This window comes from Leptospiraceae bacterium (genome assembly GCA_016708435.1).
Taxonomy (GTDB): Bacteria; Spirochaetota; Leptospiria; order Leptospirales; family Leptospiraceae; genus UBA2033.
Genome location: JADJFV010000016.1, coordinates 20,434 through 32,342, shown reverse-complemented (window position 1 = coordinate 32,342; position 11,909 = coordinate 20,434). Strand labels below are relative to the sequence as shown.

Below are 11,909 nucleotides of genomic sequence, written 5' to 3'. Positions count from 1 at the left end.
CTGCGTAGATATCAATCTTACCTGACTTTTTGAGTTGAGCGAGAACTTTTTGCACTTCGCCAACAGGTTGACCACCCAATGTCCAAATCTTCAATGGTTACTTTGAGTGTAATTTCTTTCAGATCGTTAATACCTTGTTTTCGTAGAGCATCAAGTGAATACATCAGATAATTTCCCAATGATATCATCCATGATGAATCATGAGTCGTCTCTTTGCATCATTCAACATGAGTAGAAAAAATGGTCATTACTCGTAGCCAAGTTGTGGATTCTGGTCGTTAAGAGTTCAAAGTTAGCACGATTAAAATTTAACGCAAGAAATCCTCAAAGTAATACAACAGCAGTTGCCGAGCGAGGTTGCTCTTCTAAATTGCCATTTCTCCAAAATATCTCCAGATTCTAATACGTCTAATGTCTTTGATGGAAGAGCCTACTGTTTTTGTAAATTTGACTTGACCTTCTTGGAATCAAATGAAATCATTGCCAGGCTCATATTCACAAAAAATAATTTCATTGGGCTTGAATACCTTCCAAACTTTCCAAACATTGCTTCTAGCATGATCATTACCTCTCAATCTCGCTATTTCAGAATTTGCTTTCGACAAACTCATCAGAAGGTGGAAGAGTTGTAACTTTTGTATAGAGCATGATTGCCGACTTTTTCACCTTTATTCTCAGATTAAAGCCTAAGCTGTAAATCGCCTCTTTCACGCGCTCGCCTTTTGGATATTTCTTAACATAAGTGGATAATGATGAGTAGGCGAGATCCCAGAGTTCTAATTCTGTTGACACATTCCAAAGCAAAAATATGCCTTTCGATTAGCTTATCATCTCCGGGTGAGGTAGGAGGCAAAGTTAGGAGCGGCTTATACGCATCTAACGCTGCTTGGTATTCTTCTGAATCATATAAATCATCTGCTTCTGTGATAGAATCAGAAATGGAAAGATCAGAACTAAGTGCTTGGATGCGAGTGGAAGTAGCTGCTGGATTGGCAGGGCTGACAGTAGCAGGCTTTTGAGTAGGTGGAGCAGTTCTTCTTTCTACTTCATAAACCAATTCAGGCATATTCCTGGAAGCATAGAACTTTTAGCGGCTATTCGGGATAATTCCTGAGCGCGAGTCGCATACGAACCACCGGGATAATGAGACAAATACTTATTATACGCATACACAGCATGCTCGTAGTTTCCAGTTTTATGAAATACTTCTGCAACGTTCATAAGCTCAAATGCCGGTGATTTTTGATCGCCAAATTGACCTAAATTTTCTCTAACTTTTCCGTGAATTTGTCTGCTGGCTGGAAAAACTTTCATCATCTTTAGGATAAGATGTGTTTTGTTTGCAACAAATATTTCGAAATCGGCGAGCTTAAAAACTAGAATGCTCGCACTACCGATGACCTGTGCAGTCTTTCTCTCGGATAACGCCCGAGCGCAGATTTTACTCCAAAGAATTCTCCGAGCTTAACGTCTTCTTTGATTTCCATTTTACTGTCTACTGACATGTATGTGAGAATAACGCGTCCGTTTTGTAAGACGTAAATGTCTTCTGCTCTATCCTTTTCAAAATAGACAATCGCGCCAGCTTTGTAGTGTCGTATTATTGGTCCTGCCAAGAGTTTATCCCTTCTATTTTCACTATTATAATATCTTTCGTCAAAACCAATCTTTTATCTAACTTTTAATTAAACTGATTGGGTCTAGAGTCTTTTTTCCCTGATTGACTTGAAAATACAATCCTTTTTCCTTCACAAGACTACCTAAAAGAGAGCCTTTTTTTACAGTCTGCCCTTCGGCGACAAATACTTCATCCAAATTTCCATAGACAGTAAAAAAACCATTTGGATGCTCCAAAATGATATAATTATGATACCCATCCATATAGTCAATAGCGGCACTCGACCCTCCATTGAAGAAAGAACCGAGCCCATCTCAATCGGACTATATACAACTCCCTTATGAGGATTTTCTGGATTCGCAGAAAAGTTTACGATTGTGATAAGCTTTTGGTTAAATGGGCGAGAAAACTGAGTTGTTTGTTTCACTTGAGGCTTAGGTGGACCTGTCGGCGGCGTCATGGGAATGACTATCTTTTCCTTTTCTGGAATCGGAGGAGTATTTGGAATTGGGATGAGTTCATTCCTAGATTCACGCACTTCACTCAACGGAGGACTACTTTTTACAGACTCTTTTGCTTCCACCATCGAAGTTTGAGACTGTAACTCCTCTTTAGGTTTAGATTTGCGATAGTTTACTATCTCTGATTGACTTGTAGTAAATGCAATTCCAGCAAAGAGTAAAAATATATAACATCTTCCGTTCAAGAATAACCTTCCTCAAAATAAAAATCGTTTCATTTATACCATTTCTTTTGATTTGTCAACTAAGAAAAAGAAAAGGAGTTTTTATTCGCTCTCTTCGTGCCCTTCGATTTGTGGTTAATTTTTCATATTTGTTTGTTACCTTAACTGCATTGACCAGCACGGAACATCAGCTCAGAGAATAAGCCCTTTCAGGGATTCTTTGAAAATTCTTTTTGTCTGTTTCAAAATTTAAAAGATCAATGAAGTTTTAAAAAACTTCATTGAAGATTTCTAAAACTTCATTGAATATTTTATTTTTCAATGAAATTTGAAAACTTCATTGAAGATTTTATTTTTTTCAATGAAGATTTTTTTATTTTCAATGAAATTTTAAATGTTTAGTCTTGGGCTTTTTGAGAGTGAAAGCAGTTTAATCTAACAGCAGTTCCAATTCCATCTGTGCCTAAAGGAGAGCCGGCAATTCCTGAGACTATAAGTTTATTGTTCCAGAAATAAGTAAGGATTCCGTTTTTTATCCTTTCTTCGCTACATCTTCCTAAATACATACACTGCGCCTGCATTGGTAGTAGAGTAAGGGTTCGTAAAAACACCAAGATTTACGATATTTTTACATGAAATAACTAGCAACTTTGCAACTCAGTTTCAATGAATCACTAAACGGAGTAAGGCGAGCATAATGCAGGACCTTAATCGCTCTCTTTGATAATTCAGATACGCATAGTTTGCGCGTCCAAACTTTCTTTAAAAACTTTTCTGGAAAGTTTTATACTACTTGGCCTGTAATCACAGAGACTATGCATTTTTTGAATTTCAATCCAAATGTGCAATCTGATTTTCTAAAATGGTTACAACGAGACCCGCTTCGTATTAGCCCCCAGGACAAACACTCTTCGAAAAAAATCCGAAACCTAATTTAAAATACCAAAATGTTCCGATGGATCTCGCCGATGCAAGTCTTCTTCTAGTCTCCGAAGAAGAAGGATTAATAGTATTGTAACTCTCTGACTCTGACTATATCGTCTATCGTTCCAAGAAAAAGAAATTTAAGTATTTGTTGTAAAGATTTGCCACAGAGGCACTAAGACGCAGAGAGAGGGAGATGAGAGTTTTTATTTTGCATTCTGAAATTTAAAGATTAATGTTTCATCCGTTTCTATTTTTACTTCAACTAGAGATTGTAAACCAATGATACATTTTTTCTCGAAAATAAAAATAGATCGCAGTGTTGGAATTTCATTCATAGAAAAATTGGTTGCATCTCTTCTAAATAAGCAGATTCAGGAAGTTTGGGATAGATAGTTACACTTCTTACTCTATTCCTGAAGCGAACAAATTTTATGAAATTGTATTGATAGTTTATGGATTTAATTGGCTCACAATCTTTTAGATTTATATGGATACTTTTGATTTGCCTTATATTTTCTTTATTCTTTCTATCTTCCGTTTGAACTAGAACAACATTTTTTGTTTCTTTTGCTCTTTCCCATAATGGTGTGAGGATATTTCTAAGGTTTTCGTTTTCAGGAGAAAATTATTTTCATCAAAAAATGTTTCTTCTAAATCTTCTTCTTTGGAATAAACACAGAAACAGAAAGGTTGTCATTTTTAATCTTATCATTTCGTATAACTGGCGGCTTTTCAATATTAGTCAATGCATTGTCTGACCTTATACCCGGTGAAATGATGTAGGCACTACAGGCAAAGCAGTATATGCCTGCAATGAACAAAAATATAGGACGCAAAAACACCAACTCTCTTTACATTCAAAATTCCTAATTATTTCACCGTCTTCACCCTCTCAATCTTCTCATAAAGTCCTTTAGCAGTTTCGGGATTAGCTCCTCATAGGTAAAAGTAGAAAGCATTTTCACTTCATTAAAATCAAGACCAAGAGAATCACAAACTGAATACGCATACTCGGGGTCGGCTTTATAAAAATGAACACATTGTCTTACCTGGATTCGAGTAGGAATATGTGTCATACTTTCGACAATATTTTCAACTAGGATTTCTTTTTTCTCATCAGTCATGAGTCTGTATAAATTTCCTGCTTGAGTGTATTCATCTAGAGGATAATTCTTAATAGTCGGTGGAGTAACTAAATTAGCCTCTTGCTGCTTATTGTATACAGGCTTTTCTTCGAGGCTATTTGGAATGTAATTCACAGCCGAGCCTCCATTGGAATCAAGTCGCATCATTCCATCGCGATATCCATTTTCTACATAAGAGCGAGGACGATTGATCGGCAAAGACTGATAATTCACGCCGAGTCTATGACGCTGTGCATCGGGGTAGGCAAATAGTCTTGCTTGCAATAATTTATCAGGAGAAAAACCAATTCCGGGAACAACGTTTGCTGGAGAAAAAGCAGCTTGTTCTACTTCTACAAAATAGTTTTCAGGATTGCGGTTAAGTTCTAGTATCCCTACTTCTATTTCGGGAGCCACTGCATGAGACCAGACTTTAGTGACATCAAATGGATCAAAGGTAAATTTTTCCAAGTCTTTGTCTGTTAGAATTTGAACAAATAGCTTCCACTTAGGAAAAATTCCTGACTCTATCGAGTGAAATAAATCTTCTACATAACAGTCTGGATTTTCCCCTCAAGCTTTGTTGCTTCTTCATTTGTAAGACACTCAATCCCCGCTCTGATTTAAAATGAAATTTTACCCATACACGAACATTGTCTGCATTGACAAAACTAAATGAATGACAGGAAAAACCATCCATATATCGAAAGCTCTTAGGAATTCCTCGCTCTGAAAAATTCATCGTAACTCCGTGTAAAGTCTCAGGGGATAATGACCAGAAATCCCACATCGTAGTTGCAATGTTGAGATTTGTTTGCGGATCTCTCTTTTGGGAATGAATTAAATCAGGTAATTTCCACGCATCCCGAATATAAAATACTGGAATATTGTTTCCCGCAAAATCCCAATTACCCTCTTCGGTATAAAACTTAATCGCAAACCCTCTCGGATCACGCATAGTATCCGCTGATCCTTTTTCTCCGCGGTAGTTAGAAAAACGAACGAATAGGGTAAACACGCCGTAAGCCCCAGCCCCCTTTCGCATGTAATTCTTTCCGGGATTTTTCCGATTAAAATAAGCTAGTTTCTCTGTAAGTAAATGCTTGTCTAAGATGGAATCTCTTTCATTCAAATGAATGGGCATTCCCGAGGATGTAGTTTGTTGGCTCATAGTATTCTCCGCCTTTTTTGTTTAAAGGTTACGACTACTATTTTTAAGAAAAGAGTTCTCTTAGCAAGCAGGAATTTATGGGATTAAATCAGAGTCAACCCAAATTCGTAATCGAAATCGTATAGTCAGGAGGATCAACAGCATAGTTTGGATCACCACTCATTGCTTAAGTGCTCAATCATTGTCCGAATTCGAAGCAGTGAGAGATGGTATCGTTGCGGTAAATGATGCGTTACCGGTCATCGCGCCAAAATTGATGTTATAAGAAACAGATCCATCTATGACAAAATCGTTTATTCCTGTTATAGTTACAATCTGCTGTGTATTCCAATTCGCATTCGTAAAACTTAGGCTTGTTGGAGATACTGTGCCTTCAGCAGTATTCGAGCTTGATACAGTAATCGATACCGTTGTCGTCGGTCTTGCTCTGAGGTTAACAGCAAAATACCGCATACCTCCGGATTCTGTTGTTATATAAGTTCCTGCGACTGTTCCGCCCGTAGCATTAACAGCAGAGCATGTTCCTAGGGTCGGTCCCGTGCAAGGCACTAGATCATAAAGCAAGAAGCGATTCGTCGCATTTTGCGTGTCCGTTAGAGTATTGTAAATTCCTCCATTGGCAAAACCGGTTGTTGTTTCCGTCGAAGTTGCGGTAGCCGTGACCACATAATTCGTATCAGCCGCAGGACTTGATCCAGTACCCGTGACGGTAAGAGTTTGCGGGGTAAGATAATTTGCCGGAGTAAACGTTAGCGTAGCCGGGGCAAATGTGGCATATCCGCTAGTTGCTGCAAAAGATAGAACAACATTTGTCATTGGTCGGCTAGTAAGACTGTATTGAAGAGTAGCCGCAGCTCCCGTCCTCGACGTAATCAACCTTCCAGACAGCAAAGGATTCTGACTCGCCCTCAATATCCCGCGTGCATCATTGTCCGTAACGATAACAGAAGGTTGTGTAAAATCTGTCGGAGTAACAAGTCCGTTAAAGAAAGCATCCCCACTGGTAGTAGAAGTGATTCTTACAGGACAGGATACATCTCCATCATCAACAAAATCATCGACTTTAGAAATTGTAATTTGAGTTGCCGTTGTAATCTGATTCCAATTTCCCGGTGTTATTGTTAAAGAAGCGGGGCTTATGGTAAATTGAGTCGTATTTCCAACCGACGCTGGTAATGTGCATGGATAAGTAGCACTTATTCCAAAATTTATAGTAACATTTGCAGTTGGAGCTTGTTTAAGTAATACAAAGAACAAAGCCTGAGTTGTTCCTGCTTCCGAAATAGTCGTTGTATTTCCAGCGAGAACAAGTTTTTTCCGGCGCCAATATGGTAATTTGTAATGGATTGGGTCGCGCTAGTTCCTGTATAATTATTGTAGGTTAATGCGGTGTAACCGGTTGGTGGAAGGGTTCCAGTCTCTACGGCAGAGGCAGTTAATGTAAAATTGGCGCTTCCAGTCCCTGCACCCGTAATTCCTCTAACGCGAAACATCTGTGTCGTTGACCAATTCGCACTGGTAAAGGTAAAACTTCTTGTGTCTAATTGGGTCACATTGTCCGCGGCAAGAATCTTTCCTTCCTGAGGGGAAGCAGTCGGTACACTTACAGTCACGGTAACTGTATTTCCTGGAAATGGCATTGAACCTAAATTCATATTGTATTCAGTAAAGCCTCCCACACTTGAGGTTACAGTCGAATAGTTAGTCGTCAGAGTGAGGTTAATTGCTCTTGTATCATTATCTATTACCCGCACAGTAACATCAGCCGGATTCTGACCACCATAGTCGCTCGTACTAACGATAGCATCTAGAACCAATGTAAAATCCATCGTATTCTCGTCATAGCTATCATTTACGGGGGTAACTGTTATCGTCTGAGGCGAATTCCAAGTCCCGACACCAAATGTAAGCGATGAAGGGCTAATTGTGTATTGGGCTGTGTTATTGTTTATCAAATTAAGAGTCACAGCTTGTGATGCGCAATTTACTAACATAGCAGGCGTACTACATGGGTCAGAATTTAATACAACTGTAAACGTTCCAGCAGCAGCTCCTTCCGTGATAGGAAAAGGATTGGCAGCCGAGATAGTGAACCCAATAGTATCATTGTCAATATTCGTCAGAGTCAACTCACCCAACCCGCTATTATAAGCAGCGTTTGCGGATACCGGTCGTAAGCCAACATATTCAACTGCTCCGGTTGCAGTCGGAAAAGTAATCTTAAAAGGAATATTTCCATCATCAAATCCATCTGTGACACTTCTAATTGTGATTGTCTGAGGCATATTCCATCCACCAGTCGTTGTATTTGTTCCAGCAACAGCCGCATTCGTTGTAGGTGTAAAGACTAACGTTCTATTTGTGATAGAACCGCCCCCTCCGTTTGGTAAAACAATTCCTTCCGTTAAATCAGAGGATATGATATTGGATATAGTTACGTTCCCTGTCGGAAGAGTAGCTAAAACGACTTGGGCGGTGATTGTCGATGATCCATCCTCCGCAAAGCTAACTGCTGAAATAGATTGTAAAAGTAGGGTAGGAACTCCACTATCCACATTGGTGACAGGGACATTTGGAGTCGGAGTAACTCCTGCGTTGGCGTATTTTGCATCAGAGCTACTTCTAGATCCAAATTGAATTTGTCGGACTTGTGTTCCGTCTGACGTTCCATCGACGACTGCTCTGACTCGAATGGTCTGTGGAACATTCCATCCACCCGTGCTAGTATCATTTACTCCGTCTGAGTTTGCATCCGAATTTACGATCGCCTGACCGCCGGTAGGTGTGAACACTAACGTTCGATTTGTAATAGAAGTATTTCCACCACCAATGGTCGGACCTACGATTGCCTCAAGCGTGTCGCTACTTATAACGGATCCAAGGGTAACATTTCCGGTTGGCTCTGAGTTTAAAACTACAGTAATCGTTGACTCAAGTCCTACTCCACCCGGATCATTCTCATTTACCGTGATACCACCGGCGGGGTTAATCGTAAAACCGGATACGTCATTATTTATTACCCGGACTGCAACATCACTTGGGTCAAGACCAGAATAATCAGTCGTGCTAATGATTGGCTCTAATACAAGTGTAAAATCCAAATTTGGATTGTCGATAAAGTCATCCACGGCAGTAACAGTAACCGTCTGTCCTATATTCCAGTCACCACCTGTAAAAGTCAAAGAGTTGGGGCTAATCGTATATTCAGATGTATTATTATTTGTTAGATCGATTGTAACAGAAGCCGGACTACATGTATCAGGGCTAGAAGGTGTATCACAGGGAATAGAGGTAAGACTGATTGAAAAGGTTTGTGAAGTCCCTCCTTCGGTCACAAGAATAGGATTGATCGATGGCGTAGGTGCGAGTGCGACTATATTAAATCCTCTTGTGTCATCGTCTTGATTTGTAAAAGATCCAGCAGAAGATGGCGCCAAATTATCATAAACCGCATCGAGTGGATCAATGGCATTAGCATTCGGAAATACAACCGTATAATTTATACTTCCGTCATTCATTGAATCATCCTGACCTGTTAAAGTCATGACTTGCGGAATATTCCAATTAGTCGGTCCAAAAGAAAAACTTGTAGGGGAAATAGTTGCTTCCGTTGAATCACTTGTGGTAATTCCTGAAACACTAATATTACCGCTTGGAATCGTATTTAATATAACGGAAAATTGAGCCTGACCTCCACCTTCGGTAGTGATTGCCGATGTGATAGGCACATAGGTAAAGCCGGGAGTATCATTGTCCACGTTGACTACAGTAACAACGGGCATGGTTTTATTTACATACACTTGATCAACGCTAGTCGAAGGTGAACTTGAAATCGAACAATTCTTTGCTCCATCTAATAAAAAATCATCTACTCCCGTTACTTTTACAATCTGAGGAGTGTCCCAATTTTTAGAGGTAAATGTCAATGTTGCGCTAACAGCACATTCAGTAACAGTATCAGAAGAAAACGCAGGTATAACAACATCTGCCCCTGGCTGAGTGGATAATACGACGTAAACGTTAGCCGCTTGACCATTTTCATTTGTAGAAAGACCTAAAGCAGGTGTGGCTGCAATGCTAGGAGTTTCTTTGTCTGTGTTAATCACCAATGCATCTGGAATGACAAGAAGAGAATAACTGTAATCCTCCGTTTTCAAAGAGCCAAATTTAACTCGATACTGTTGGTTTCCATCCGCAACTCCGTCAGGGACTCCCTGCACTGTAATGGTTTGCGGCTGATCAAAGTTATCCTTTGTAAATGTAAAAGAAGAAGCTGTAACTATTACACCTTCCGCAGGATTAGAAGATGTTATAGAACCAATCGTAACATCATTTTCTGGTTTTTTGCTTAGCTTAATAGTAAAAGAAGCCTGTCTACCAAACTCGTTTGTAAATAAGGCATCGGTATTTTCGACGATAAAATTCTTAGCAGAATCCTTTGTAGGAGAAAACGGTAAAGGCAAAAACCCGAATAACTTAGGTCCGTGTTTAAAATTGCATTGAGACAAAGAGAAAGTTATCCCAAAGCAGAAAAGGATTAGCTTTCCTACTCCAAAGAATCTATAAGCTTGTGTTTTCAATTTTTTCATTTTTCTTCTCAATATTATCAGAAAACTGCTTAAAGGCAACCATAAAAGGTTCCTTCCTTTGCTACATAATTAGACAAGTGGCGTAAGCTTTATTCCTATTCTATTATAAAAGACTTTAAGAAAGGAAAAAAAAAGTATTAAGGGAAATCCAATTCGCTTTATTATATTTCTATTATTGAGAAGAGGGACGATTTTCTTCTCTTACTAAGATTCTATCATCCCAAATGCTGTTTCTTCCAACGAGACCGGGTCTCGACAAAGCTACATCATTTGCAAAGTGGCGAAACTGAACCTCATCAATAGAATGATCCGAATTTAAAAATAGGCTAACCTCTTCATTCGTGAGCCAGATATAAATATCATACCACATAACATGACTAATCATCAGCCAGAGAACATAATACCTATTTGCCTCATCAAAGTAGAGGCGACTGTATTCGTCATCAAAAATTAATTTCATATTTTCTAAAATCATTTAGGTCTCTCCACCTTTTTAAACTCAAAAGGTTTTATTACTTTCTGTTTAATTTGCTCTTTTAATTCCTCTTTAGAATTTTTGATACTAGATTTAAATTCCTGGAATTGAGGAGTGATAATAGGAAGTCTAGAAAGAGTTAGTCTTCCCATATAACGATCGTATACCTCAACGCCAATTAAGCTCATTAGCTCATAAACGCTGATGATAATCTGATTGCCTCCACAGGCATGGGCTACCTCTGTAAAGATTTCATATATCTCTGCTTTCCGATTTCTCCAATCTGCATCATTTAGCCTAACAGATGTTATCCCCGGAGGAGGATTAGTGAGAAAACCATCGAGGCTCTTTTCGCTACCATTCAATCCCTGATACTCCACACGACGGTCTTCATTTATATCAAATATAATTTGAGTATAATCAATCTTTAACTTCTTCATTTTATTTCCAATCATGATTGCATCTGTCTTATCAGAAGGCTCTCCATCAGTAAATAAAATCACTTTATTAATAACATCTGGATTTCGATGATGCAACACTTTCTTCATGAAGCTTCCGTAATTGGTGGCTTTACGCTCAATTTCCTTTCCAGAAAGAGGAAATTTTGCCTGAACACAATTCTCAGAAAATACATAGAGCTGTAATTTTACATTGAGCATACATTCTGAAATATGAATATAAAACAGATTAACCGCTGCCATGACGAGGTCTAGCTTATCCATCGTATTCATGCTATACGAATAATCTACAACTAGATGAAGCATTACTTCTACATCTTCGGGCAATCTAAACTTGTCTTTCAACTTACCAGAAAGAACATCAGCAAGAGTAACTTTCTCGGCTAAATGAGAGAACATTGACGGAGCATTGGTAAAAGGAATTTTCAATTCAAATGAATTGTAGGTATCCTTAATTAGCTGATCGGAAATTACATAGGGTGTAGAAATAAGAGGAGCATCGGCGGGTAATATTAGTCCCTTCGTCTCAACCAATGCATTTCTTTGTTTTTGAATGACTGCGCGAAAATCATTGAACTGCTTTAAGCGTTTTTCAATCGTGCGAAATCCCATCGACATACGAGAAGGACTCTCTCCTCTATTTGCCTCGGCGACTATTATTTCTCGATTGGGAAGAAAATGATATTTGGTAGTTAATTCGCGAATCAGACTAACGGTTAATGCTGGAAAAGTGGCAAGTTCAATCGGCAGACCATTGTTTACCTTAACTCCACCAACAACAATCATACCAGGGTCGAGATCTTTCCAAGGTATTTTTTTTAAGCTTTTGAATCCTGGAATTTCTAGCATTGGATAACGTCGA

The 11,909-nt window shown here is 38.9% G+C and carries 8 protein-coding genes and 2 pseudogenes; all 10 read right to left on the bottom strand.

Features of this window, described 5'->3' with window-relative positions:
• Positions 1 to 733: 733 nt before the first annotated feature.
• Positions 734 to 1,616 (bottom strand): annotated as a pseudogene (locus tag IPH52_17295) (Crp/Fnr family transcriptional regulator).
• Between the two features lie 58 nt (positions 1,617 to 1,674).
• Positions 1,675 to 1,881: a M23 family metallopeptidase gene (locus tag IPH52_17290; protein ID MBK7056764.1), complete on the bottom strand. Its 207-nt coding sequence runs from the start codon at positions 1,879 to 1,881 to the stop codon at positions 1,675 to 1,677.
• Positions 1,779 to 2,324 (bottom strand): hypothetical protein, encoded by a 546-nt coding sequence (locus IPH52_17285; protein ID MBK7056763.1) that lies wholly within the window; start codon positions 2,322 to 2,324, stop codon positions 1,779 to 1,781. The genes IPH52_17290 and IPH52_17285 overlap by 103 nt, the downstream gene beginning before the upstream one ends.
• Positions 2,325 to 2,701: 377 nt before the next feature.
• Positions 2,702 to 2,869, bottom strand: a complete 168-nt coding sequence (locus IPH52_17280) for a hypothetical protein (GenBank protein ID MBK7056762.1) — start codon at positions 2,867 to 2,869, stop codon at positions 2,702 to 2,704.
• Between the two features lie 1,011 nt (positions 2,870 to 3,880).
• Positions 3,881 to 4,066, bottom strand: a complete 186-nt coding sequence (locus IPH52_17275) for a hypothetical protein (protein ID MBK7056761.1) — start codon at positions 4,064 to 4,066, stop codon at positions 3,881 to 3,883.
• A gap of 48 nt (positions 4,067 to 4,114) precedes the next feature.
• Positions 4,115 to 5,525: pseudogene (locus tag IPH52_17270) on the bottom strand (catalase).
• A 174-nt stretch (positions 5,526 to 5,699) separates the two neighbouring features.
• Positions 5,700 to 6,782 (bottom strand): hypothetical protein, encoded by a 1,083-nt coding sequence (locus tag IPH52_17265; GenBank protein MBK7056760.1) that lies wholly within the window; start codon positions 6,780 to 6,782, stop codon positions 5,700 to 5,702.
• Complete coding sequence (locus IPH52_17260; GenBank protein ID MBK7056759.1) at positions 6,734 to 10,114, bottom strand: hypothetical protein; 3,381 nt, start codon at positions 10,112 to 10,114, stop codon at positions 6,734 to 6,736. The genes IPH52_17265 and IPH52_17260 overlap by 49 nt, the downstream gene beginning before the upstream one ends.
• A 172-nt stretch (positions 10,115 to 10,286) precedes the next feature.
• Positions 10,287 to 10,589 carry a hypothetical protein gene (locus IPH52_17255; GenBank protein ID MBK7056758.1) on the bottom strand — a complete coding sequence of 101 codons (303 nt, stop codon included), beginning with the start codon at positions 10,587 to 10,589 and terminating at the stop codon, positions 10,287 to 10,289.
• A complete protein-coding gene (locus tag IPH52_17250) occupies positions 10,586 to 11,896 on the bottom strand; it encodes a VWA domain-containing protein (GenBank protein MBK7056757.1) in 1,311 nt (436 codons plus the stop codon). The genes IPH52_17255 and IPH52_17250 overlap by 4 nt, the downstream gene beginning before the upstream one ends.
• Positions 11,897 to 11,909 lie beyond the last annotated feature (13 nt).

Coding starts and splice junctions, on each gene's coding strand:
- IPH52_17250 (MBK7056757.1), bottom strand. CDS start 11,896: ATGCTAGAAATTCCAGGATTCAAAAGCTTAAAAAAAATACCTTGGAAA.
- IPH52_17255 (MBK7056758.1), bottom strand. CDS start 10,589: ATGATTTTAGAAAATATGAAATTAATTTTTGATGACGAATACAGTCGC.
- IPH52_17290 (MBK7056764.1), bottom strand. CDS start 1,881: ATGGATGGGTATCATAATTATATCATTTTGGAGCATCCAAATGGTTTT.
- IPH52_17280 (MBK7056762.1), bottom strand. CDS start 2,869: ATGTATTTAGGAAGATGTAGCGAAGAAAGGATAAAAAACGGAATCCTT.
- IPH52_17260 (MBK7056759.1), bottom strand. CDS start 10,114: ATGAAAAAATTGAAAACACAAGCTTATAGATTCTTTGGAGTAGGAAAG.